At 64.3% G+C, this 25837-nt stretch carries 16 protein-coding genes; 8 read left to right on the forward strand and 8 right to left on the reverse strand.

What is annotated here, in order from left to right; translation table 11 throughout:
* Nucleotides 1-358: 358 nt before the first annotated feature.
* A complete protein-coding gene (locus K8I61_15505; protein MBZ0273444.1) occupies nucleotides 359-2161 on the reverse strand; it encodes a DUF115 domain-containing protein in 1803 nt (600 codons plus the stop codon).
* A 258-nt stretch (nucleotides 2162-2419) separates the two neighbouring features.
* Here K8I61_15505 and K8I61_15510 point away from each other — a divergent pair, with 258 nt between their 5' ends.
* Genes K8I61_15510 through K8I61_15525 form a run of 4 tightly spaced genes read left to right on the forward strand, consistent with a single transcriptional unit; the run spans nucleotide 2420 to nucleotide 5249 of the window.
* Nucleotides 2420-2758, forward strand: coding sequence for a flagellar protein FlaG (locus K8I61_15510; protein MBZ0273445.1), 339 nt, complete (start codon nucleotides 2420-2422; stop codon nucleotides 2756-2758).
* 31 nt (nucleotides 2759-2789) lie between these two features.
* Nucleotides 2790-4358, forward strand: coding sequence for a flagellar filament capping protein FliD (gene fliD / locus K8I61_15515; GenBank protein ID MBZ0273446.1), 1569 nt, complete (start codon nucleotides 2790-2792; stop codon nucleotides 4356-4358).
* Nucleotides 4359-4371: 13 nt separating this feature from the next.
* Nucleotides 4372-4809, forward strand: coding sequence for a flagellar export chaperone FliS (gene fliS, locus K8I61_15520; protein MBZ0273447.1), 438 nt, complete (start codon nucleotides 4372-4374; stop codon nucleotides 4807-4809).
* Nucleotides 4806-5249 carry a hypothetical protein gene (locus K8I61_15525; protein MBZ0273448.1) on the forward strand — a complete coding sequence of 148 codons (444 nt, stop codon included), beginning with the start codon at nucleotides 4806-4808 and terminating at the stop codon, nucleotides 5247-5249. Before fliS ends, K8I61_15525 begins: the two co-directional genes overlap by 4 nt.
* Before the next feature lie 34 nt (nucleotides 5250-5283).
* Here K8I61_15525 and K8I61_15530 read toward each other — a convergent pair whose 3' ends face one another.
* Entirely contained in the window at nucleotides 5284-7341 is a 2058-nt protein-coding gene (locus tag K8I61_15530) for a DNA gyrase/topoisomerase IV subunit A (GenBank protein ID MBZ0273449.1), read from the reverse strand.
* A gap of 4 nt (nucleotides 7342-7345) precedes the next feature.
* The gene (locus tag K8I61_15535; GenBank protein ID MBZ0273450.1) at nucleotides 7346-9244 is read right to left on the reverse strand and encodes a type IIA DNA topoisomerase subunit B; all 1899 of its coding nucleotides are present in this window, start codon (nucleotides 9242-9244) and stop codon (nucleotides 7346-7348) included.
* A 334-nt stretch (nucleotides 9245-9578) separates the two neighbouring features.
* Between K8I61_15535 and K8I61_15540 the strand changes: the two genes are divergently transcribed.
* Together K8I61_15540 and K8I61_15545 are read left to right on the forward strand one after the other, a co-directional pair.
* Complete coding sequence (locus K8I61_15540) at nucleotides 9579-11315, forward strand: MBL fold metallo-hydrolase (protein MBZ0273451.1); 1737 nt, start codon at nucleotides 9579-9581, stop codon at nucleotides 11313-11315.
* Nucleotides 11316-11327: 12 nt separating this feature from the next.
* On the forward strand, nucleotides 11328-12173 hold the full coding sequence (locus K8I61_15545; GenBank protein MBZ0273452.1) for an SDR family oxidoreductase: 846 nt from the start codon (nucleotides 11328-11330) through the stop codon (nucleotides 12171-12173).
* A 202-nt stretch (nucleotides 12174-12375) separates the two neighbouring features.
* Here the strand turns inward: K8I61_15545 and K8I61_15550 are convergent, their stop codons facing one another.
* Together K8I61_15550 and K8I61_15555 are read right to left on the reverse strand one after the other, a co-directional pair.
* Nucleotides 12376-12534, reverse strand: coding sequence for a rubredoxin (locus K8I61_15550; GenBank protein ID MBZ0273453.1), 159 nt, complete (start codon nucleotides 12532-12534; stop codon nucleotides 12376-12378).
* Between the two features lie 17 nt (nucleotides 12535-12551).
* On the reverse strand, nucleotides 12552-14384 hold the full coding sequence (locus K8I61_15555) for a bifunctional homocysteine S-methyltransferase/methylenetetrahydrofolate reductase (protein MBZ0273454.1): 1833 nt from the start codon (nucleotides 14382-14384) through the stop codon (nucleotides 12552-12554).
* 425 nt (nucleotides 14385-14809) lie between these two features.
* On the opposite strand from K8I61_15555, the gene K8I61_15560 reads away from it, so the two are divergent.
* On the forward strand, nucleotides 14810-16183 hold the full coding sequence (locus tag K8I61_15560) for a B12-binding domain-containing radical SAM protein (GenBank protein ID MBZ0273455.1): 1374 nt from the start codon (nucleotides 14810-14812) through the stop codon (nucleotides 16181-16183).
* Nucleotides 16184-16296: 113 nt separating this feature from the next.
* The gene (locus K8I61_15565) at nucleotides 16297-18783 is read left to right on the forward strand and encodes a radical SAM protein (GenBank protein MBZ0273456.1); all 2487 of its coding nucleotides are present in this window, start codon (nucleotides 16297-16299) and stop codon (nucleotides 18781-18783) included.
* 39 nt (nucleotides 18784-18822) lie between these two features.
* Here K8I61_15565 and K8I61_15570 read toward each other — a convergent pair whose 3' ends face one another.
* From K8I61_15570 to K8I61_15580, 3 genes are all read right to left on the reverse strand, one after another.
* Entirely contained in the window at nucleotides 18823-22218 is a 3396-nt protein-coding gene (locus tag K8I61_15570; GenBank protein MBZ0273457.1) for a homocysteine S-methyltransferase family protein, read from the reverse strand.
* Between the two features lie 321 nt (nucleotides 22219-22539).
* The gene (locus K8I61_15575) at nucleotides 22540-24054 is read right to left on the reverse strand and encodes a serine protease (protein MBZ0273458.1); all 1515 of its coding nucleotides are present in this window, start codon (nucleotides 24052-24054) and stop codon (nucleotides 22540-22542) included.
* Nucleotides 24055-24071: 17 nt separating this feature from the next.
* Nucleotides 24072-25820, reverse strand: a complete 1749-nt coding sequence (locus tag K8I61_15580) for an acyl-CoA dehydrogenase family protein (protein ID MBZ0273459.1) — start codon at nucleotides 25818-25820, stop codon at nucleotides 24072-24074.
* Between the last annotated feature and the right edge of the window lie 17 nt (nucleotides 25821-25837).

The raw sequence follows: 25837 nt of genomic DNA on the forward strand, positions 1-25837 counted from the left end.
ATCCTGGTCCAGGCCGGCGTGTCCGTCCTCTCGCAGGCCAACCAGACGCCCACCGTGGCCCTGGCCCTGCTCGCCGGATAATCTCGTTTCCCGGTCGCGGGCCGGCGGTGAAGGAGCCGCCGAAAGGCACAAGGACGTGACGCCGGCTTCGTGACAGACATTTCAAACGAAAAACCCCGGAGGAGGCCCCTCCGGGGTTTTTCGTTGTGCGCGGCCGGCCCGCCCCTGGGAAGAGGCAACGGTTTCCGTGCGTTACCCGATCCCGAATGGACCGAATGGACATGATGGACATGATGGACCCGGAAGACGCGCGGCGTGCGGGCGCGCAACCACCCGCTCCCTCACGGTCGCGGCTCTGTCATCGCAACCGCGCGCGCAACTTCGCCGCGTGCTCCAGAAACTCGTTCGCGCCCATTTTCAGCCCGTTGTAGAGCGTCCAGGTCTGTCGCAGGTTCATGCGCGCCTGGCCGGCGTCATCCAGGCCTTCGTAGTCGTACGCGGTTTCGGCGACGAATACCGCGGATTGACAAAACGGCGCGATCACCGGATCGAGCTCGGTCAGGATCGGCGTTGCCTCGACGTCGGTCTGCTCCGCGCGGCGAAGCGCCCGCGCGACGCGGTCAGCCGCAGCGTCCGGATCGCGCGCCAGGCGGTCGAGCACGTCTTTCAACTCCACGCAAAGTTCATCCGCGAGAAGACGCAGGCGACGCGCCTTCTTTTCCGCGCGCTCCAGATCGCGGACGAGCTCCGTGGCGTCCGCGGGCTCCGGCGACGCGCACGCGGCGAGACGTTCGCGCGGATCGAAGGCAAGCGGGGCAAGCGCGCCGAGCACGTCGGTCAGAGGCACCTGCTCGAACCCGCCGATGCGCGCGCCCCCCTCGGTCGCGTTGATCGCGCGCCGGCCGCCGGCGGTCACCGCCGGAACGGACTGCTCGAACCACAAGAGGTAGTTGCGCAGATTGGTCTTGGTCAGCACCTCGCCGCCGCGCCATCCCGGCACGCGGAAATATCCCTCGCGCGCCAGATCGGCTTCGCCACCTTGCGGCGCGCCGGACGCGAGATCAAACCGGCTTGCCTCGTCGGCGCCCAGGGCGTGCGACTGGCCGCTCTCGCCATAGGCCAGATCTTGCCCGATGAGCACGATTGGATTGCCGCCCATGACATCCGCGATGGAAAACGCGGCGGTCGCGACCGAGCCGCCGGTCGGAATGCGCGCGCTCGCGCGGTCCAGCCGATCCAGAAACCACGCGTTGTCCGCCGCGCCGCCCGCGAAACCGAACAGTCCCGCGAACGGCAGATCCCAAAGCGGCGGAAAGCTGTTGAGGTCCAACGCGCCGAACACGCGCGGAAGGGCGTCGATGCCTTCGAACTGCGTGCGGATGTCGTTACTCTCGAGTGCGACGGCGATATCAGGCACGATGTCCGTCGCCGCGAGCTTTTTAAGCGCTGTCCCGACCGCGATGACAACGACGCGATCGCGCATGCGCGCCAGTGCGTCGATGTTGCGGTCGAGGCTCGGCCCGGCGGCGACGATCACCACCGGCACGCCCGCGAATTTTCCCGCCAGCCGGCCGACGTGCCCGACCGAAAGAAAACGGGGCAGATTCGCGAAGGCATGCGTCAGCCAGGTGCGCGATTTCATGGCGAGGGTTTGCGTTTCGAGTTCCGCGTTGCGCAGTAGCGTCGCCACGCGCGCATAAAATACCGGAATGAGGTCGGCGAACGGCTTGCGATACCCCGGCGCGACGGCGACCGCCAGATCCGGGGTCATTCGCGTCCGGAATGCGACCTGAAAATAGAGGTGGTCGATCTCGTGCGCGATCTTCAGCCGCCCGGCGGAAAGCGGTTCGGCGAGATCGACGAGCCCGAGCGTGAGGGCGAGCGCGCCGGCGTGCGGCTCGAAGACGTAGACCTTTCGGCAGCCGGCGCCAAGGGCGGCGAGCGCCAGGTGCGCGCCGGCAAACCCGAACGCAACGGTGGCCTTCGTCGGACCGCCCGCGCACGCAAACGCGCGGGCCAGCTCGTCGGCGGCCTCCTTTTCGGGGTCGTATCGGCTGACGAGAGGCCGATCCCCCGCCGAAACAACGATCGCGCCGGAGCGGGCCGAAAACGCGCGGACGGCCGGATCGGGGCGCGGCAGGCGGGCCAGGCGATTGGCCACAAGTGGGTCGGAAAGCCCTAAGGCCGCGATATTCCTTTCGAAAATCGCTTCGTCGAAGGGAATTTCGTTTTCGTTGCGCGCATCAGTCAAATTTTTCCGCCTGTGGACAAATCGCGTTAAAGAATTCCGAAAAAACTGCCGTTACGTCATATCACGCCCGGAGACGAAATTTTCCAGAATTCCACCGTGAATCATAAAGATTCGCGGCGGATTTGCCGATCCTTACACATGGAGAAGATTCGAAACCCGGGAGGGACGATGAATATCGACCCAACATTCAGGCAGCCGCAAGGAGAGCGCGCCGCCGCTACGCGGAGGGATCCCGGCGCCCTCCATAAGGACCGCGAGCCCGTCGAGGGCAAAACGTCCGGCATGGAGGCCACCGAGAAACCGCAAAAGCCCGAGGTCAAAAGCACGCTCGACATGGACAATCGCATGATCACATTCGAGCGGGACGATGACCTGGGGCGCGTCGTCGTGAAGGTCGTGGACCCGAAGACGAAGGAAGTCATCCGGGAGTTGCCGCCCGAGGAACTGCGGGATATCGCCAAGCGCCTGCAGGAAGCCGCGGGAAAACTTCTGGACGGAATGGCGTAAACCTCCAGGTCGTCAAGGCGGAGCGAAAGACATGTCGAGCGTTGGACTCGCGACAGGCCTCGATACCGATACCCTCATCGCGCAGTTGATGTCGATTGAGCGGCGGCCGGTATTGCGGCTCGAAAACAAGATCAAGTCGCGTAACACGCAGTTGGCCGTTTACACGGACCTGCGCAGCCGGCTCGACTCGCTGCGTTCCGCGGTGTCGGGAATAAAGACCGCCGCCGCGTTCTCGAAGTTTACCGCCACCAGCTCCAACGAAGAAGTCGCGACGGTCAGCGCCTCCGGCGAGGCGCAAGCCGGCACGCACACCATGAAGGTGACGCAGCTCGCCACGAATGCAATCAGCGTCAGCCAGTCGTTCGCCTCGAATTCGGCGTCCATCGGCACGGGCACGTTTCGCCTGTCGATCGGCGGCGAGGATCACGACATCGAGATCACGAGCTCGAACAACACGATCAAGGGTTTGCGCGACGCGATCAACGCGGCGGACACGGGTGTGACCGCGTCGATCGTCCAGGACGACGCGTCGGGCAATTCGTTCCGCCTGGTGCTGTCTTCGGACGAGACGGGCACCGAAAACGCGCACACGGTTTCGCTTCAGGGTTGGAGCGGCACGGCGCCGGCCTTCACCGACGGTTCCGGCGAAACGGCGGGCCAGCAGGCACAGGACGCGCAATTCACGTTCGACGGCATCAGCGTCACCAAGAGCGCGAACGAGGTGGACGATCTCATCGACGGCGTCACGCTCTTTTTACGCGACGACTCAAGCCCGACGACGCCCGTCACCATCAAGATCGAAAGCAACGCCGCCGAGGTGAAAAACAGCATCCAGGGATTCGTGGACGCGTACAACGACGCGGTGACGTATCTGCGCGATAAGGGGCGCACGGCGGACATGCGCGGGGACGTCACGTTCTCGCAGCTCTTGTCGTCGCTTCAGAATCTCGTCGCCGAGGGCAATCCGGACGCGACCGGCGCCTACACGCGCATGTCGCAGGTTGGTATCACGTCGCAAAGCGGCAAGCTGACGATCAACGCGGATACGCTGACGAGCGCGCTCGAGGATCACTTCGACGACGTGGTGTCACTGTTCACGACTCGCGGCACGACAAGCGACCCGAACGTGATCTTCCTGAACAACACCACGGCGACGCAGGGCGGATCGTACGCGGTCGAGATCACGGGCGTCGGCTCGCAGGTCACCGGCACGATCGGCGGATACGCCGCGAATTCGTATTCGGGCAACTTTCTCATCGGCGCCGAGGGCACCCCGGTCGAGGGGATGATGATCCAGTTCACCGGCGGTTCGACGGGCAGCTACGGTAATATAAATTTCGCGGTCGGGCTGATGGAGTCGTTCGAGCGTTCGCTAAACGACATCCTGAAATCGAACACGGGGACGATCGCCACGCGCGAGCAACGCATCGAGGACGGCATCGAGGGGCTTCAGGAGCAGATCGAAACCAAGGAGCGCAGCCTCACGCGCACGGAGCAGGCGCTGCGCACGAAGTTCACGCATCTCGAGCAGCTCGTCTCGCAATTACAATCGTCGCAGAACGCGCTCCTCGCGTTGCAGACGCGATCATTCGGGCGTTGAAAAGGAGGATGGGGTGAACGGCTACGGAATGAAAGTCGCGGCATATTCGAGGAACGACGTTCAGACGGCCAACCGACTGCAATTGCTCATCATGCTCTACGACGGCGCGATCAATTTCATGAAACACGCGCGCGAGCGCCTTGTCGAGAAAGATCACGCGAAAAAGGGCTATTACATCACCAAGGCGATGGCCATCATTTCCGAGCTCAAGAGCACGCTCGATTTCTCGGCGAATCGGGAGCTCGCCGGAAATCTCGACCGGCTCTACATCTTCATCAACGATTGCCTGATGAAGGCGCAGGTCGGCAACGACGAGACGAAGATCGACGAGGCCATTCGCGTCACCGGCATCCTGCGCGACGGATGGGTGGAGCTTTCGCAAAACGGCGGGCAGCCCGTCGAGCAGCACGCGATGGACGCGAACGCGCCGGGCTTGCGGGTGAGCGTATGACGTCCCTGACTTCGCGGCTCGAGCGCGGACTCGCGGCGCAGGTCCGTCTGCTCTCGCAAGTGGACGAATTGGCGCGGGCGGGCAACGCGTATCTGGCCGCCGACAATTTCGACAAGCTCGTCGAATGCCAGGGCGAGGTGACCGACACGCTCGTCGAGGTGCTACGGCTCGAAAAGGCCAACCGCGAGCTCGCCGGGCAGCTCATCGACACGCAAACGCAACCCAGCGCGCGCATCCTTCGGCTCGACGAACTCGTCGGCAAGCTGTCATTCGCCGCGATGGAGCGCACGCGCGCCATTCAGGACGCCATCAAGATACAGGCGGCCCAAATCGCCGGGCGCCTCAAACATATCGAGGCCGGCAAGAACGCGCTCGCCGGATATCGCACGCAGGAAGCGGCGGGCGACGATGACCCGGTGCGCCTGCGTCGGACGGGCTGATCGCCGTCAGCAATCAGCAATCAGCGGTCAGCGATCAAGCTTCGTCTTCTTCCGTCCCCGCACCCGCCGGCGCCGGCAGGGCGTTTGCGTCCAGCCCCTCAAGCTCGGCATATTTGTTTCGCGAGATTTCCTGCACGCTCGAAATCTTGTGCTTACTGATCGTCACGCCGCCGGCGACGCGACCTTTCACGAGAAAATCGTCGAAGCGCACGGGGATCTCGGTCCGGATACGCGGCTTTTTGCGCAGCTTCACGAGCGCGAATTTCTCGTCGCCGTCGGATAGGTAATAGACGCGCCCGCCCTTCGATTTCGGGATGAGCGGATAGTCCTTGTCGCGCGTAACACCACCGATCGCAAATCGCTTGACGTAGCCTTTCTCCGTGCGGCCATCGTCGTAAACAATATTGAAAACGCGGTCGCGGTCGGCGGCGTCGAATACCTGCGCCCACAGGATTTTCTCGCCGACAAAGCTGCGCGCCTCGACCTTCGTCACCTTCAGCGAGCCGTCGCGGTTGATCGTCAAGACGTTGTCGAGCCTGGAGCACGGACCGATCTCTTCGCCGATTTTCGGATCGGTGCCGACAAAACCGTGTTCGCGATCGACGTAGAGCTTTTCCGTTCGCGCGGCGACCTCGACGGCGCGCACGGCCTCGAACTGGGTCAGCTCCGTTTTGCGCTCACGGCCCTTGCCGTATTTTTCGATGAGGTGGTCGAGCCATGCGACAACGTACTTCGTCAGGTTGCGCAGGTGCTTGTTGATCTCGGCAAGCTCCCGGTCGATCGCGTCGAGCTCCTCGCGGGCGCGCTCGGCGTCCCACGCGCTGATGCGGCGGATGCGCACCTCCGTGAGCATCACCAGATCGTCGTGTGTCACCTCGCGCCGCAGCTTTTGCCTGTGCGGCTTCAGGCCCTCGTCGATTTCCGAGAGCACCGCCTCCCACGTCTTCGATTTTTCGATGCGCAGGTAGATGCGGTTTTCGACGAAGAACTGCACGAGGCTCTTGTGATGCCATTTCGTTTCGAGCGCGTCGCGCTGCAATTCCAGATCGCGGCGCAGCAACTCCCGGGTCTGATCCGCGTTGTGGATGAGCAACTCGGATGTGGTCATCGACACCGGCCGGCCGTCGCGGATCACCATGCCGTTGGGCGAGAGCGTCACCTCGCAATCGGTGAACGCGTACAGCGCGTCCATCGCCTTGTCCATGTCCACGCCGCGCTGGAAGTAGACGAGGATATCGACCTCGCCGGCCGTGTTGTCGTCGATGCGCGCGAGCTTGATCTTCCCTTTGTCGCCCGCGTTGACGATCGACTCGATGACGCCCTCGGTCGTCGTGCCGTAGGCGATCTCGCGGATGGCGATCGCCTTGCCGCCGCGGTCCTCGAGCCGCGCGCGCACCTTCACGCGAGAACCGGGCGCGCCGTCGTTGTAGCCGGAAACGTCCGCGAGGCCGCCGGTCGGAAAATCGGGAAAGATCTCGAACGGCTCTTTGCGAAAATATTTTTTCTGCGCCTCGAGAAGCTCGACGAAATTGTGCGGCAGGATGCGCGTCGTCAGGCCGACGGCGATGCCCTCGGTGCCGAGCGCAAGCAGAAGCGGAAACCGCACCGGCAGCGCGACGGGCTCCTTGTTGCGCCCGTCGTACGATAGCTTGTAGGTCGTCAGATCGGGATGAAAGCCAACCTCGAGTGCGAATTTCGTCAGCCGCGCCTCAATGTAGCGCGCGGCGGCCGGCGCGTCGCCCGTGACCGGATCGCCCCAGTTGCCCTGCGTGTCGATGAGAAGCTCTTTTTGTCCCAGGCCGACAAGCGCGGCGAAGATCGAGGCATCGCCGTGCGGATGATATTTCATCGCGTGGCCGACAATGTTGGCGACCTTGTTGTAGCGGCCGTCCTCGTTTTCCCACAGCGAGTGCAGGATACGGCGCTGCACGGGCTTCAGCCCGTCGGCGACGTCCGGAATCGCGCGGTCGGTGATGACGTACGATGCGTATTGAAGAAAGTAGTCGCGATAGGTCTCGCCGACCTCGACGGCATCGGGCACGAGCGTCGGCGGCGGAGGCGGCGGCGGATCGCTTTTCTTCTTGCGCGCCATCGAATCAGGCGGTCGCCGAGCCGGCGGCGTCGTCCGCGGACGCGCCGGCCAGGTCAATCGGCTCGATAATCAGATTGTCGGTGATGAAGTCGCGCCGGGCGGGCGTGTTCTTGCCCATGTAATACGAGAGCAGATCCTTCACCGGCGTGCCGTGCGAAATCTCCACGCGCTCCAGGCGAATCTCCGAGCCGATGAATCCGCCGAATTCGTCCGGCGAAATCTCGCCGAGGCCCTTGAATCGCGTGATCTCGGGCTTGCCGGAAAGCGCTTTCACGGCCTCCTGCTTTTCCGTTTCGGAGTAGCAGTAGCGCGTATCCTTTTTGTTGCGCACGCGAAACAGCGGCGTCTGCAGAATGTACACGTGCCCCTTGCGAACGAGCTCGGGGTGGAATTGCAGGAAGAACGTCAGAAGCAACAGGCGGATGTGCATGCCGTCCACGTCGGCGTCGGTCGCGATGATGACGTGGCTGTAGCGCAGATTCTCGATGTCGTCCTCGATGCCGAGCGCGTGCTGCAAAAGGTTCAGCTCCTCGTTTTCGTAAACGACCTTGCGCGAGGAACCGAAGCAGTTGAGCGGCTTGCCCTTCAGCGCGAATACGGCTTGCGTCTGCACGTTGCGCGCCTTGGTTAGACTGCCCGAGGCGCTGTCGCCCTCGACGATGAAAAGCTGCGTGCGCTCGTGATCCGGGTGATTCGCGTCCGTGAAGCTCACCTTGCAATCGCGCAGCTTGCGGTTGTGGATGTTCGCTTTTTTCTGGCGCTCGTTCGCGAGTTTTTTGATGCCCGCCAGCTCCTTGCGCTCGCGTTCGTTGCGCGTGACCTTTTCGCCGAGCGCCTTGGCCGCGTCCGCGTTCTTGTAGAGGTGCGTCACCAGCTTGTCGCGAACGAAATCGACCACCCACGAACGCACGGTCGGCCCGCCGGGTGTCACGTTCAGGCTGCCGAGCTTGGTCTTGGTCTGCGATTCAAACACCGGCTCGTGGATGCGCACCAGGATCGATCCGACGATGCCGCCGCGCGCGTCGGCGCCGTCGATATCGCGCTTGTAGAACTCGCGCAGCCCCTTGAGGATGCCCTCGCGAAACGCCGTCTGGTGCGTGCCGCCGTCCGGCGTGTATTGGCCGTTGACGAACGACAGGTACGATTCGCCGTAGTTGTCGGTGTGCGTCAGGGCGAATTCGATCGTGTCGGATTCGACGTAGATCACCGGATAGAGCCCGGCCTCGCCGACCTCCTTGTTCAACAGATCGAGCAGGCCGTCCTTGCTCTGGATGACCTTGCCGTTGAAATGGATGCGCAAGCCGCGGTTGAGATACGCGTAGTTCCAGAGACGCTCTTCGATGAGTTCCGGCCGGTAGGCGAAATCGTGGAAGATCGACGCGTCGGGCGTGAACTCGATCAGCGTGCCGCTTTGCTCTTTCGACGCCCGCGGGCGCGCCTCCTTCAGCAATTTGCCGCGCGCGAAATCGGCGCTCTTTTCCTGGCCGTCGCGAAACGACGTGACGAGAAAATGATCGGAGAGCGCGTTGACGGCCTTGGTGCCGACGCCGTTGAGTCCGACCGAACGAAAAAAGGCGCCCTTGTCGTATTTCGCGCCGGTGTTGATCCGCGCGACGCACTCCACGAGCTTGCCGTGCGGGATGCCGCGGCCGAAGTCCCGGATGCGCACGGTACCGTTTTCGACCTCGATCTCGATCCGGCGTCCGGCGCCCATGAGGAATTCGTCGACGCTGTTGTCGAGCACTTCCTTCAGGAGGACGTAGATCCCGTCGTCGTATTGCGAACCGTCGCCGAGGCGGCCGATGTACATGCCCGGGCGGGTGCGGATGTGCTCGTCCCACTCGAGGCTTTTGACGTGCTCCTCGGTGTATTCGGCAAGGGGAAGCGATTGCTGTTGGGCCATGGATTTCCTGTTCGCGGCGAGCGCGCCGTTTGTGCCACGCGCCCGACCGGATCGTCAAGCGGTTGCGTAGGTTACGCCGAACCGCGACCATATATAGCGTCGCCGGCCCCATCGAACCGGCAAAATCATTATAACACGGATGAGTCGGGAAGTTGGGGAGTTGGGAAGTTGGGGAGTCGGGAAGTTGGGGAGTTGGGGGAGTCATTTCCAACCCTCCGGATTTTGTCCGTTTTTTTTCGACCTCCAGACATTCCCGACCTTGTCACCGTTGGCCTTTTCGCGACGTGGCCCTAAGCTTCGCGCCATGCGCCCAAGCGTCAGGATAATTTTCACGTTGGCCGTGGCGACGATGATCGTGGCCTGCCAGAGGGAAGCGGGTACGCCCCATGATTGGAACCGCGACCGCGAGGGAGCGAGCCCGCAATCTTCGATCCTCGATCCTCAATCCGCCTCCGACGCGACGCGCGTCGCGCTTACGCACGCCAAAGCGCACTTTGCCAAGCGCATCGAGCGCGTCACGGATCGCGTTCACGTCGCAATCGGCTACGCGCTCGGCAACAGCATTCTGGTCGCGGTCGATGGCGGCAAGGTCATTTTCGACACGACGGAGTCGCTTGCCGCGGCGCGGGAGATCCGCTCGCGCTTCGACGAGATCGCGCCCGGGCCGGTGCTGGCGGTCATCTACACGCACACGCACCCGGACCACATCCTGGGTGCGAGCGCGTTCGCGGATGCGGACACGCCGATCTTTGCGACGGCGCGCGCGCCGCATGATCTGTCGCACCAGTTCGGCAGCGTTTCGACCGCGCTTCGCATGCGCGGCGCGCATCAGTTTGGCGAGGGTCTGCCGGAGAAGCTGATGGTGTCGAACGCGATCGGTGCGCGGCTGCGCCTGGACGACGGTCCGGTGCCGCCGGTCCTGTATCCGACCAAAACGTTTGAGGGCGAAACGCGCTTTGAGATTGGTGGCGTGACGTTCGAGCTTATGGCCGCGCCCGGCGAAACGCACGATCAGCTTTTCGTGTGGCTGCCGGGCGAGCGCGTCCTGTTGCCGGGCGACAATATCTACGCGGCGTTTCCGAATCTCTACGCGCCGCGCGGCGTGCCGCCGCGCCCGGTGCGCGAGTGGATCGCCTCGCTCGACGCCATGCGCGCGCGCGCGCCGGAATATCTGGTGCCGAGTCACACCAGCCCGATTTCCGGCGCCGATTCGGTGATGAAAACGCTGACCGCGTATCGCGACGCGATCGCACACGTTCACAACAGCGTGGTGAATATGGCCAACGACGGCGCCACGCCGGACGAGATGGCCGTGGCGATCCGGCTGCCGACGCACCTCGCGGCGCATCCGTGGCTGCAAGAGGTTTACGGCACCGTCGCGTGGTCCGTGCGCGGCGTCTACGCGGGCTACTTCGGGTGGTTTGACGGCCGCGCGCAAAATCTTTCGCCGCTGTCGCCGCGACGGCGCGCGGACATTCTCGTGCCGCTCGCGGGGCGCGATAGGATTGTCGCGCGCGCAAACGAACTGGCGGGCGAGGGTGATCGCCAGGCGGCGCTCGAACTGGCGTCGATGCTTCTGGACACCAATGCGGGCGACGACGAGGCGCGCGAACTTGCCTCGCGCATGATGGAGGAGATCGGCCGCGCAACACCGAACATGAATGCGCGCGGCTACTACCTGACGAGCGCGGCCGAGCTTGCCGGCGCGTGGGCGCCGCCGCCGCGCCCGGTCATCGCGCCCGAAACGATCGCGCAGGTGCCGCTGGCGACCATCATCGGCACGTTTCCCGAGCGCTTGACGGACAAGGCGGTCGGCGCGGATTTCGTTCTCGGTATCGACATCAGCAACACCGGCGAGAGTTACACGTTTGTCCTCCGCAAGGGGGTCGGCGAGGTCGCGCCGCGCCGCGCGGAAAGTCCCGATCTGCGCATCGTGGCGACGGAGCGCGACTTCAAGGAATTTCTGCTGACGCCGCTTGGCGCGGCGACGAATCTTCTAACCGGCGACGTGAAGATCGAGGGCGGGGTGAAAAATCTCGCTCGCTTCAATTCGCTGCTGAAAAAACCCTAAGCGGAGGGACCGATGAAACCGCCGATCGACAACGCCACCATTCTCATCACCGGCGCGTCCGCCGGCATCGGCGCCGAGTTCGCGCAGCAGCTCGGCACGCGCGCCGGGACGCTGATTCTCGTCGCGCGGCGTAAGGAGGCGATGGACGCGCTCGCCGCGCAGATCACCGCCGCGCGGCCGGAGTGCAAGGTGCTGGTGCGTTCGTGCGATCTGTCCGACCTCGACGCGGCGCGCGGCCTTCTCGACGAACTCGAATCGTCCGCGCCGCCGATCGACGTCCTCATCAATAACGCGGGTTTCGGCGACTTCGGCGTCTTCGATCTCGCCGACTGGCACAAGACCGAGCGCATGTTGCGGCTCAACGTCGTTGTTCTCGCGTATCTGACGCACCGTCTCGTGCGCCCGATGGTCGCGCGCGGGCGCGGCGGCGTGATGAATGTCAGCTCGACCTACGGTCTCGTCTTCAACCCCGGATTTTCCGGTTACATCGGCACGAAGCACTTCGTCTCCGGCTTCACCGAAGCGCTTGCCGGCGATCTCGCGGGGACGGGCGTCGTCGCGACGCACGTCTGCCCCGGCCCGACGGCGACGGAATTCATCGACCAAATCGGCAATTTCACCGGCATGAACACGCCGAAATTCATCGAGCAATCGGCGGCCGATTGCGCACGCGTGGCGATCCGCGCGTTCGAACGCGGACGCGCGCGCGTGCTGACGAGCGGGTTCGCGAAGGTCGGCTACGCGATGAGCTACGTGACGCCGAATTTCGTCCTGCGCGCGATTTACCAGCCGGTCGGCAAGCGGCTACGGAAGATGCAAATGAAGCATCTGAAGGCTACGAATAGTCTGGAAGGCTAAAAGACGGAAAGGCTGGAAGGTCATCGCAGGCGTTGTCATCCTGAGGCGCCGCTCCGAGCGGGGCCGAAGGATCTGGCAGCGAACCGGTTAGCGCGTGGCCGTCTGCAGGAGCCGGCCAGATCCTTCGCTTCGCTCAGGATGACGTCGCTCTGACCAATCCTGGATGTCGAATCGAGTTCGCGACGGCGCATCGTCGTCGGAACTAATACGGGTCGAACATGTCTTTCGTAGCATAGCAGATCGGGCAGACCCAGTCGTCGGGTATCTCCTCGAAGGGCGTGCCGGGGGGGATGTTGCCCTCCGGGTCGCCGACGGCCGGGTCGTAGACGTAGCCGCAACTCGTGCAGACGTATTGCTGCATGCGATTCTCCTCGTCCGTCATTCCAGCACCGCGAGCGCCGTTTTGACATTGCCGAACGGCGCGCTGATCTGAATGCCGTCCACGTGATCGCGCACCGCCGCGAAGGTCTCGCGCGCGATGGCGATGCCCTCCTGGCGCGCGGCTTCCTTGTCCGCCGCGCCCGCCATGCGCTTCATGATCGCGTCGGGAATGTTCACGCCCGGCACCTCGTTGTTCAGAAACTCCGCGTTGCGCAGCGACGCCAGCGGCCAGATGCCCGCGATGACCGGGATGCCAAGCGGCTTGATGTGCTCGAGGAAGCGAAGCAGCGCATCGACGTCGTACACGGGCTGCGTCGTCGCGAACTCGGCCCCGGCCTCGACCTTCTGCGTGAATCGCGAAATCTCCCGCTGCTGGTCGAGGTGCGTGGGATCGACTCCCACCCCGATGAGAAACGCCGTCGGCGGATCGACGCGCTGCCCGCCAATGTCCACGCCGTGATTCAGGCGCGAGGCGATGCGCGTCAGCCCGATCGAATCGATATCGAACACGGCGGTCGCGTGCGGGTAGTCGCCGAGCTTGGGCGGATCGCCGGTGATGATGAGCAGATTGTTCACGCCGGCGGCGGCGCAGCCGAGCAGATCCGACTGCATGCCGATGATGTTGCGGTCGCGGCAGGTGACGTGCAGCACGACCTCGATGCCGACCTGTCGCTGAATCTCCTGCGCGGTCACCATCGGGCTGATGCGGCAGGACGCGCGCGGGCCGTCGGGGATGTTGATCGCGTCGATGCCGGCTTCGTGGCAGACGGCGCACTTCTCGATCGTCCTTGTGAGATCCCATCCCATCGGCGGGAGGATTTCGATGGTCGTCACCATCTCGCCCCGAGCGAGTTTGCCGGCGAACTTCGTGCGCCCAGCGAGGGGTTTCGGCTCGACGAGCTCGACGCCCTCGCGCACCGCGTCCTCGACGACGATGTAGCGCTTGTGGATCGACTTCACGCCCTGCACCAGTTCCCGGATGTGTTCGGGCCCCGTCCCGCAACATCCGCCGATGGCGCGCGCGCCGAGGTTGACGAACTGCCGCGAGATCGTCGCGAAGTATTCCGGGCTCGTCATGTAAATCATGCGGTCGCTGATCACGCGCGGAAATCCGGCGTTCGGCTGCAACAGCACGGGATACGGCGCGGAGGGTATATACGACTCCAGATATTCGAGCATCGTGCTGGGCCCGACGCCGCAGTTGAATCCAAGCATCAACGGGGCGGGCAGGTCATCGGGAAACGGCGCGTAGAAATCGTCAAGCGATTCGCCCGCGCGCGTGAGGTTGCGATCGCCGAACACCATGCTCGGTATGTACGGCATGTCGACAAGCGCCGCCGCGCGGATGGCCGCGATCAGGTCGTCGCGCCGCGAAAAGCTTTCGAAGACGACAAAATCCGCGCCGCCTTCCTTCAGGCCTATGATGGCCTCGGCGAACGCGGAGACGGCTTCCTCCGTCTGGACGCCGCCGCCGTCGCCGTCGCCCACCGGCCGGCCAAGCGGCCCGATCGATCCGGCGACAAGCAGGTCGTCCTCCGCCTCCGCCCGCGCAAGCCGGGCTGCCGCGCGCGCGATCTCGGTGACGCGGTCGGCGAGCAGGTAACCGACAAGCTTGTAGCGGTTCGCGCCGAAGCTGTTGGTCGTCAGCACGTCCGCGCCGGCCCGCTTGTTTTCACGATGGATTTCGCGCACGAGCTGCGGCTTCGCGAGGCAGAGCTCGTCGTAACAGACGTTGACGAACTGATGCCGCCGATAAAGCTCGGTGCCCATCGCGCCATCGAAAATGACGACGCGGTCGGCGATCAGCTCTTGCAGGGTCGGTCGGGTCATAGATCCTTGCTTGATAACCAACGTCGCGGAAACAGGCCGCGAAAACCGGCTGTCAACGATACGAGAAATCGCGACGGGGCGGAACAGGCGTACGGGGCGTGGACGCGCGGGGCGAAAAATCCGGACATCGGGGCACAAAATCAGGGAGATGCACGTTCCGAGGTTTTTTCGCGCAAACCTTGACGCCCAAAGCGCATCGTCGCTACTTTGAAAAGCGTTTGCCGGCTCGGCGACGATATCGATGCAGATCGCCGAATTTTCGACGAAAACGGGGCGGGGGGCCGGACGCGAATATTGAAGCGATCGTTGGATGCATAACAATCAGAACGCGCCAATTCCGTGATAGGGTGCCTGGACGCCAAGAGGATTTTAAAATGCGTGTCGTTCTGTGGCGAATGGGAATTCAAGCGGCCCGGACATTTCCGGTGGCGGCCGATCTGGGGCTCGCCTACCTGCACCAGTCGCTGAAACGCGGCGGGCACGAATCCCATTACGTGGACAACATGTTGGAACCGCTGGGCGCGCAGGGGCTCGTCGAGCGTTTCGGCCGCCGCGGACCGTGGATTCTGGGCGCCAAGCTGTTCACGCACCAGATCCGCGAATGGCGGGCGTTCGTCCGCGCGGTCAAGGCGCTGGATCCGCACGTCGTGACCGTCGGCGGCGGTCATCACCCGTCCGCGGTCGTCCAGGACGTTTTCGATAATATTCCGGAGATGGACTACGGTTTCGCAAGTGAAGGCGAAATCGGTTTTCCGATGTTTGCGACGGCGATCGAGAATGGCGCCGCCACGGCCGATCTGGAGAAAGTGCCCGGGCTCGTTTTTCGCCGAAACGGCGAAGTCGTCGCCAATCCGACGGCCCTTGTCGAGGACATCAACGATCTGGACGCGCCGCCCTGGGACGACCTGCCAGTCCGTGAATATCTCAAGCATAAAACGCCATTACGCAACGCCGCGATGACCCCCTTGACCACGACGCGCGGCTGTCCCTACCGCTGCACCTATTGCGCCGGGTTCCGCGTCGCCGGGCGGGGGATGCGCTATCGGGATTCCATGCGCGTGGTGGACGAAATCGAGTTTCTCCATCGGAAGTACGGCGTGGAATCGGTCAGCATCCAGGACGAAAACTTTTCCGTGCGCAAGCATCACGTTCAGGATTTCTGCCGGACCCTCATCGACCGCAAACTGCCGGTCCGCTGGGACGGCCTGGCCACCGGCGTGCGTCTCGACGGGCTCGACCTGGAGACGTACAAATTGATGGAGCAAAGCGGCTGCCACGCCATCAGCGTCGCCATCGAGTCCGCGGACCAGACGGTGCTGAAGGAGATGAAAAAGGGCACTTACATCGACGATCAAGCCAAGCGCATCCGCGAAATCAAGACGCACACCAAAATCCGCGTGAATGGCTATTTCATTCTCGGCTATCCGACGCAGAACGCGGAATCGATCCAACTGACTCGCAAGTTCGCGCGCCGCTCGGAACTGGATTTTGCGTTTTTCTTCCTGTTCACGCCTCTGCCCGGCACCGCCGTGACGAAGCTTCTGGTTCAGGACGGCCGGCTCGCGCCGGATATCTGGGAGACGTTTCAATACGACGCCCCCAGCCTGCCGCTGCCCGACATGACCCCGACGCAGCTCAAGCGGGCGCAGATGCTGGCGTATCTGGGTTTTTACTTGCGCGGCCGCCGGTTTGTGACGCTGCTTAAGGCGGTCTTCGGCGCGGGCCAATTCCGCGATCTGTGCCGTAGGCTGTCCGGCACGTTTCTTTGGCGCCGGTCGGCGCCCGCGGCAATCTCTTGAACGGACCGACCGTGGCTGCTCCCCTCGTTGCCACCGATACCGCTCCGGGCGCCTCGCCCCGTCGCATCTCCCGCGGGCGGTCGCCGAGCGCTAACGGATCAACGCGCCTGAAGGTGCTTCTGGCGAAACCGGGGAATTTCTATCGAAGCTGGCCGTTCTCGAACGATTTCATGAAGCACATCTTCCCCGTCGCGGCCGCGACGTATCCGCAACTCGCGGGCGCCGCGGCCGAATATCGGCCGGAATTCCTTGATGGCCTGTTCGAGCCGATCCACCCCGATCGCTGGCTCGAACGCGCGGCGCAGGCGGACGTGGTCGCGATGGGCGTGGTTTCGCCGGTGACCTCGCTCAATACCGAACTCGCCATCCGGCGCTTGAAGAAGGCCAACCCGCGAGTCCGCGTTATTCTTGGCGGTCATCATTCCTCGCTGTACGCGGAGGAATGGCTTCGGCGCGGCGTCGATTACATCGTGCGCGGCGAGGGCGAACTGGCGTTTCGCGAGTTGCTGCATTGCATCGAGGACGGCGTGCCGCCGCGCGAGGTTTCCGGCGTGTCCTGGGTTGACGACGGACGCTACGTCCACAATGAGGCCAAGGATTTCGTCCAGAACCTGGACGACCTTCCGATGCCGGACTGGTCGATGCTCAACTGGGATATCTACAACCTGGGTCTGGCCGGTCGCGGGCGCTCCGCCACCATCGAGACCGCACGCGGCTGTCCCTTCCCATGCACGTTCTGCTCGGTATCCGTCCTCTGGGATCGCTCGCAGCGCTTCAAGAGCCCCGACCGGCTGATGGAGGAGTTGCGCACGCTCGACCGCCTCGGCGTGCGTCAACTGGTGTTTGGCGACGATAACTTCGGCGCCAAGCCGGCGCGCGACATGGTGCTGTTTGAACGGATGCTCTCCGAGGGGCTGGACATGTCGTGGTGGTGTTTCATCCGCGTCGACACCGTCCTGCGCCGGCCGGAGTTCGTCAAAATGGCCGGGCGCGCGGGCTTGCGTTTCGCGTTCGTCGGTTACGAATCGCTCGACGACGGCGAGCTTCGGCGATTTGCCAAGGATCCGAGCGCGCGTTACACGGTCGCGGACTATAAGACGGTCTATCAGCGCCTCCACGACGCCGGGGTGTTCGTTTACGGTTTGTTCGTGCGCCATTCGCTAGATCGGCCGGATTCGTTCAAGTCCTGGCTCAAGACGCGCTCGGTCGCGGATATCACCGCGCAGACGCGCTTTATCCCCATTGCCGGCACGTCGGCCGCGTCGGACCTGCGCGAGCTTGGCTATACCGTCAAGGACTCGTTCTATCAGGATCGAGGGATGCCGGCGTATCAACGCGAGGGCAAGGACCAGTCGTCGAAGTTTGTGTTCACGGCGCTGATCGACCTTCTTCAACCCAGCAACTTCCGGAAGATGATCGCCGGAACGCATGTCGAGCGGCAGTTCTTCCGCCGCCTGTACGGCGGGATGCTGACCGACGGCTTCGGCGTGACGTGGCGGCGTTTCGGCAACCTGATGGCGGCCAACGACGCAAGCCGTACGCTGAACGCCCGGCAGAACCGCCATGTCGCCTCGGCCGCGCGTGCCGTTGGCCTTGGCGTGCAAAATCGCGAGCGCCCCGGCGACGCGATGCGCCTGTCGCGCCGCTTGCGCGCGGCGTGGAATTTCTGGAGCGGCAAGGAGACGGCCAATCCGTTCCCGCCGGCGGTGACCATCGAGACCACCAGCAAATGCTCGCTGGATTGTCCGATGTGCCTGCGTGAACGCGACACGACGACGCCGATCGACATGGCGACGGATGTCTACGAGAACATCATCGGTCAACTCGCCGGTAAAGCCGATCACGTTCTGCTCTACGGACTTGGCGAGCCGCTGCAGGACAAGGCGATCGTCGATCGCGTCCGATCGGCGGCCAACGCGGGGCTCAACGTTCAGTTGTCCACGAACGCCATGCCGCTCACGCGATCGCGTTCGGCCGAGTTGATCGACGCGGGTCTGCGCTTCCTCGTCTATTCGGTGGACTCGCTCGATCCCGACACGTACGAGAAACTCCGCCCCGGCGGCAAGCTTCCGACGGTGTTGCGCAACATCGAGGACTTCGAGAAAGAGAACGCGAGCCGGGGCCGGCCCGTGCACACGGCGGCGCAAATGGTTGTGATGCCCGCCAATCGCGGCGAAATCCCATCGTTCAACGACTACTGGCGGAAGGCGGGCGTGGACACGGTACGCTTCAAGCACGACGAGGTGCTCGCGACGGACGTCCCTCGCGAGCCGCGAACGCAGCCGTGCCCGGTTCTGTGGAGAGGCCCACTGCACATCCGCGCCGACGGGCGCGTGCATGCCTGCTGTCATCATTTCGATGCGGAGCCCGTCGGCGACTCCCGTTCGCAGTCCATCAGCGATATCTGGAACGGCGCGCCCCTGCGGGAGTTGCGCCGGATGCACGCCGAGGGCCGGGGCGACGAGATCGCGGCGTGCCATCGTTGCCGCTACAAGCCGCCCGCGCGCGCGTTGTCGTCGGCCGCGTTTCTCCTTTCGACCCGAAAAGCCAGGCGTTGGATCATGCGCTGGGAGCGGTTGAGGCTCGCGACGTCGAGCTGAGCCGAGCGCGTCGAAGCCGCGACCGTCAGTGAACGGGCCTTACGCCGCGAAATATTTCGCCTGCGGGTGATGCAGCACGATCGCGGACGTCGAAAACTCCGGCACCATTTGATGGCCTTCCGCGAGGCTCACGCCGATGCGCGCGGGATCGAGCAGGCGGAATATCTTCTCGTTGTCCGCGAGGTTCGGGCACGCGGGATAGCCGAACGCGTAGCGCCCGCCATGGTATTGCTGCGTGATGAGCTGTTGCGGCGAAAGGCGTTTTTCCTCGCCGACGCCCCACTCCTGGCGCATCTGCTCATGCGCATATTCGGCGAGCGCATCGGTCATCTCCACCGCGAGGCCGTGCAAAAGGAAGTAGTCCAGAAACTCCGCGCTCGCGAATTCCTTGTGCTCGCGCTCGGCGACGCCGCCGCCCAGCGACACCACGAAAAATCCGACGACATCCGCGTCCTCGCGCACGAAATCCGCGATGCAAATCTCCGGCACCACCGCGCGCCTCGGGAATTCGAAGCGCAACGCGTCGCCGTTTGACGGCACGATCACCGCGTCGCCGTCGCGGCGCGCCGGGAAATATCCGTACACGAATTGCGGCTCGAAGATGCGCTCGGCCTTGACGAGCCGTTGCAGCGCCTCGTAGCGCGGGCGGACCTCCTCGCGATCGACGCGCGCGTATTCCTCGGCGCTCATCTTGCCGCGCCGGTATCCCCATCGCCCGCGGAATAGCGCGATCTCGTTGACGAGCGGGAAGATCGACTCGAGCGGTACGTCCGTCACGACGCGCGCGCCGAGAAACGGAGCGGCCGGCGGCGCAACGCGCTTAACGGTAATCGGCCGTCCGGGGCGCTTGCCGGGGTCGGGCGCAATCGAGGCCGGCGCGGTGTCCTCCGGCGGCGTCTTCCCCTCGGCGATGTGCTGCATCGCGACAAGGCCGGAAAACGCGTCGCGGCAATAGGTGACGCCGTTTGTCGTGTACGCGGGCTTGAGCGTCTCGCGCACGAAGTCCGGCGTCAGCGCCGCGCCGCCGACAAGCACGGGCTTGTCGATGCCCGCCTCGCTCATGGCGCGCAGGTTTTCTTCCATCAGCATCGCGGAGCTGACAAGCAGGCCGGACATGCCGATGACGTCCGCGTTCACGTCCTTCGCGGCCTGCATGATCGCGTTGATCGGCACCTTCGTGCCCAGATCGACGACGTCGAATCCGTTGTTGGTTACGATGATGTTGACGAGGTTCTTGCCGATGTCGTGCACGTCGCCGCGCACGGTCGCGATAAGGAGTTTTTTCTTCGCGGCGGTCGCCTCGGCGGTTTCGAAATGCGGCTTCAGGTGATCGACCGCGCGCTTCATCGCCTCCGCGCTTTTGAGCACGAACGGGAGTTGCAGCACGCCCGCGCCGAACAGATCGCCCACGTGCTTCATCGCCGGCACGAGGACATCGTTCAGGATTGTCTCGGCCGGCCGCTCCACGAGCAGCGCGTCGATGTTCTCGGCGAGCGCGCGCGTCTTGCCCTTGACGATGCCCTCGCGCAGCGCGTCATGAGGCGGCAGATCCGCGGCGATGTCGTCGCGCGCGTCGTCCTTGCGCCCGGCGAAGTGATGGATGAACAACTCGAGCGGATCGGCCTCGCCGCGCCTCTGGTTGTTGATGAGATCGAGCGCGATCCCCCGGTCGGTCTCGTCGATCTCCGCCAGCGACACGATGTGCTTGGGATTCAGGATTGCCGCGTCGAGCCCCGCCTTGAGCGCCAGATCGAGAAACACGGAGTTCAGGACGCGCCGGCTCTTGAGCGACAGGCCAAAGCTGATGTTCGACAGACCAAGCAGCAGGTGAACGTCGGGAAATTCGCGTTTGATCGCGCGGATCGCATTCAACGTCTCGACGCCGGCGTTGACGAGCGACGGATCGCCCGAACCGATCGTGAAGGTGAGCGGATCGATAAACAGATCGCGCTCCTGGAACCCATACTCCCCGACGCACGTCGAAACGAGGCGGCGCGCGATGGCGACCTTGCGTTCGGCGGTCATCGCCATGCCGTCTTCGTCGATGGTCAGGCACACGAGCGCCGCGCCGAACCGGCGGGCGAGGGGCGCGACGATCTTCGCGCGCTCGCCGCCATCTTCAAAGTTGATCGAGTTGACGACCGCGCGGCCGGCGTATCGCTTGAGCGCGATCTCGACCGCCCGGGCGATGTTCGAGTCGATCATGAGCGGCAGGCGGCATTCGCGCGAGGCGCGCGCGGTGAGGATGTCGATATCCCTCAACTCGTCCTTGCCCGCGTACGCGACGGACAGGTCGGCCGCGTGGCTGCCGTGCTCCTCCTGCTCGGCGAGGATGTCGAACGCCTGTTCAAAATTGTTGGCGAGGATCGCCTCGCGAAACGCCTTGGAGCCCGTGGCGTTCGCGCGTTCGCCGAAAAACAGCGGCGGCGGATCCTGGCGGATCGTCACCGGCGAAAAGAGGCTCGCGATGGCCACGGGCGCCTTCGCCGTGTGCGCAAGCGGCGCGAGACCGTCGATTTCCTTCGCGAGGCGTTCGATGTGCGCGGGCGTGGTGCCGCAGCAGCCGCCGACGATGTTGATCGGCATCTCGCGCACGAACCGCCCGAGCGCCGCGGCGAACTCCTCGGGCCCCTCCGGGTAACGCACGCCGCCCGCGCCGGGCACCGGAATGCCCGCATTGGGATAGACGCCCGTCAATTTCGGCCACGTCTTGCAGAGCGTTTCGAGGTGCGGGCGCATCGGCACGGGGCCGGTCGCGCAGTTCATACCCAGGATGTCGATGTCGAACGGCGCGAGGATCGCGACGACGGCGGACATATCCGTGCCCGTCAGAAGCGTGCCGGTCTGTTCGATCGTAACGGAGACGTACACCGGCACGCGGCGCGTCAGCTTCATCTGATCGAACGCGGCGGCGAGCGCGGCCTTGGTCTGCAAGAGGTCCTGGCAGGTTTCAATGAGCAGCATGTCCACGCCCTCGTCGAGCATCGCGTGGAACTGGCGCGCGTAGCTCTCGTAAAGTGCGTCCCAGGTCGTCTGCCCGAGCGTGGCGAGCTTGGTGCCGGGGCCGGTGGAGCCGGCGACGAAACGCGGGCGATCAGGCGTTCCCACGTCCTCGGCCGCCTCGCGCGCCAGGCGCACCGCGGCGCGCGTCAACTCGTCCGTGCGACCTTGAAGGTCGTATTCGGCCAGAACGAGCGGGTGCGAACCGAAGGTATTGGTCTCGACGATGTCCGCGCCGGCGAGCAGGTAACCGCGATGGATCTCGCGAATCTTGTCGGGAATGGTGAGGCCAAGGATCTCCGGGCATCCGAAAGCGCCGTCGTAGGCGGACTCGTCGAGCTTCAGCGCCTGGATCGCGGTGCCCATCGCTCCGTCGAGAAGGAGGATTTTTTCCCTGGTCCGATCGAGGATATTCATCGTTCGCGTGCTCGCCATTTGCGTCGCGGGCATTTTTGGCGTGGCTTGCCCGCGGGGATCGGGGAGTCTATCGACCGATCATTCCGAACGCAACGAGGATCGAGGATCAAGGATTGAGGATTGAGTGTCGAAGTGACGCGCGGCGAGTCATGGCGGGGCCGTCATCCTGAGGCGTGTTTAGCGAGCCGAAGGATCTGGCTCTTTTCGGTTGCAGCGTGGCCGTTCGCAGGAGCCGGCCAGATCCTTCGCTTCGCTCAGGATGACGTCGCGCAGGATGACGTCGCGCAGCACGCAACGTCTTTTGTCACGCGCCGCAGCCGTAACCGCCGCCCGCAATCATCATCCGCAGCCGCAACCGCCGCCGCCGTCATCGTCGTCGTCATCCGCCGACGCGCCAAAACCATCGTCGTCGGACGCGTCGTCGTCGGCGTTCGCGGAATCATCGTCGAACGCGTCGTCGTCTAACGCGTCATCGTCGCCGTCGTCATCGACCGCGTCATCGTCGTCCGCGTCGTCGTCCGTCGCCGGGATCGTCGTCGTGGTCGTGGTGGTCGTTGTGGTGGTGGTCGTCGTTTCGGAGAGCGGAGCGGCGGCGCCGGCATTCCAGGACTTGCCGAACTTGCCGTACCAATCCTTTCCCGGACGGTACCAGCAGTACGACGTGCCGCCCATGAGCTGCCCGACAAGCTGCCGGTCCTCGTTCAGCAGCGCCGAGCCCGACGAGCCGCCCTCGGTGTTGGCCTCCGTGTAAACGACGTACCACATGTTCGAGTCCCACCCGCTCACCTCGTAGCCGAAGGCGAGGCGCTTGAAAGCGCCGGCCGGGTGATGGACGACGGAGATATTTTCGCCCGGGTCGAGGTCGTCGGTCGTGAAACCGAGGAACGCGCTGCCCGCGGGGGGGTCTTCGTGAAGAAGCAGCAGCGAAAAGTCCGACGCCGAGGCGTTCGCGATCTGGTCGGCGCCGTAGTTTTTCGGCAGCCCGTCAAGGCCGGGGACGACGCCGTCGCAAGCGTCCGTCTCGAAATTCCACACCGCGACCAGCGTCTCGGCGACGGACTGCTTGTTGATGCAATGGTTCGCGGTCCAGAACCAGGGCTTTTGCGTTCCGTGAACATCGCCGATGAGGCTGCCGGTGCACATGTACGTGCCCCAGCCCTCTTCAAAAAGCATCAGCGCGACGGCCTTGCGGATGTCCGCGTAATCCGCGTAGCAGTTTGGGTCCAGGTGGCAGTTCTGTTCGGTCGACAGCGGCGGCGCGATCTCGCCGACCGACAGCCGGTCGATCGACAAATCCGGCGGCGCGTCGACGCCGACGACCTCGATAACGAGGCTCTCTCCCTCGACGATCGGTCCCCAGATCGCCGGATCGCTTGAGGTATTTGTCGCGTCGACGCGCTGCGGAATCCCCGACGCGCCGTAAACAAGAACCTCGGCGCGCGGCAGGCGCGCAAAACGCGGGCGAAGGAACGTCGCGCCCGGCACGCGGTATTCGAGCGCGTACGAAACGCCACCCGCGCCGTCGTCGATCGCCTGCCAGTCGCCGGCGGCGAGCGTTTCCAGTTCGATGTGCGTGCCGGCCTTGACGCGCCGTTGCGGATCGATTTCGGCCGCGGCCTCCGGCGCCGCGAGCACGTGCGCGGAAAGATCGCCCGAAAGGCCCGCCTCAAGAAGCGGCGAGCGCGGCGAATCCCGATCGGCAGGCTCGCCGTCGAAAAGCTGGAAGGGCACGGAAACGCCGGTATGCGCGCGCGGCTCGCCGGATTTTTCGGCGTTGGAGGAGGCCAGCGCGAAGGTGAAAAGCAGGGCGGCGGTAAGGAGCGTCGCGCGCCGGGGTCCATCGATCGGTTTCATTTTTCGGCCGTCGTTTTCTAGCAGTGGAGCACCGGATCGTTCGCGAGAATGCGATCGAAGCGGAACAAGTGCTGCTCGTCGTCCTCCGCGCGGTAGGCGGGATCCAGGCGGCGCACCGCGAGGAGATCGGCCATGACCGCCGTTTCGGTGTTGAGCCCCTGGCCAGTCTCCCACGCGGACTGATCGTACAGCAGGCCAACCTCGATGATCGCCATCATCGATTCGATGTGGCGGCGGATGTGCATCTGGCCGTAAACCGGATCAGCGACGCAACGGTCCAGTCCCGCGCGCGTGCGCTCCCACGCGGACAGCGCGACGGTGGCCGCGGATTCGACGTCGTCCGCGGCGGCAAGCCAGCCTCGGATTTTTGCGTCGATCACGGGGATGATGCCGAACCGCCCGATGTCGCGCAGAACCTGCATGCAGAGCACGTTGTGACTGCCTTCCCAGGATTCCAGCACGATCGCGTCGCGGTACAGGCGCGGCAGGATCGAGAACGTCTCGATCGTGCCATTGCCGCCGAGAATCTCCACGCCACGGTGCGTGACGTCCGTCGCGATGATGCTCGTCCAGTATTTGTTCGCGTTGACGAGCACGCGATAGAGCATCTCGTCCTCGCGCGACGCTTCGCCGCGATCCATGCGGTCGATGATCTCGGCGAGGAAGAACGTCGTCACGAGCGCGCCCGCCTCCTCCGACTTCATGATCGAGAGCGTCTCACGCACGAGCGGGTAGGTGGCGATGGCGTGGCCGAACGCCTTGCGGTAGCGCGCGTAACTCGCGGCCTCGACGTACGCGCGGCGCATGCACGAGGCGCAGCCGAGCGCGTTCATGAAACGCGAGGTGTTGAGTACGATGCCGACAGCGATGCGGAAGCCTTCGTCGATTTCGCCGACGGGCCAGGCGAGCGATCCCTCGAAGTCGATCTCCGCGGTCGCGAGCGTGCGCGTGCCGATCTTGTCCTTCAGGCGGCGGACGACGAAATTGTTGATCGAACCGTCGTCAAGCCGGCGCGGCACGAGGAAACACCCCAGGCCGCTTGTGCCCTCGGGCGCGTTTTCCGGGCGCGCGGTGATGAGGAACAGCGCCGCGTCGGCGACCGAGCAGAACCACTTTTCGCCGTACACGCGAAACGCGCCGGGGTTTTCGCCGTCGGGCACGGCACGGACGGCGTTGGCGCCCACGTCGGACCCTCCCTGGACCTCGGTGAGGAACTGGCTGCCGTGCAGGCGGTCCTCGTAGATGGGGGTCAACAGGCCGGGCAGCCAGCGTTCCTTCAGTTCGGCGCTTCCTTTTTGCTGAAGCGCGCGGACCATCCCGGACGTGCAGGTGATCGGGCAAAGGTGCCCCATCTCGCCCGCGTGACCGAGCAGGTAAAACAGGACGGATTGAAACCAGATGTTTCCGGGTTCGGCCAGGCACGAGATGATCCCCGCGTCGTACGCCGGCTTGCCGGCCGCGTGATAGAGCGGGGAAAAGACGATCTCCTCGATGCGCGTGCCCAGCCCGTCGAATCGCTCGACGTGCGGAAGGTGCGGCGCGCGATCGTTTTCGGAGGCGACCAGATTGATCGGCCCGGCCACGAGACGGCCGAACTCCGAGAACGCGTTTTCGTCGATGTCACCGCCGTGAAAGCGCGCGAGAATGCGTTTGAGAAGCGGGTTCGATTCGTAGAAGTCGTGCGGCTTGCTTTCGTCCCAGCGCAGCAGGTCATCGCGTCCAAGCCGGATGGCGTCGCCCTGGACGTGGCGGGGATCGGTCGTCAATTTTCATCCTTGGATTC

The sequence above is a fragment of the bacterium genome (genome assembly GCA_019912885.1).
GTDB lineage: Bacteria > Lernaellota > Lernaellaia > JACKCT01 > JACKCT01 > JAIOHV01.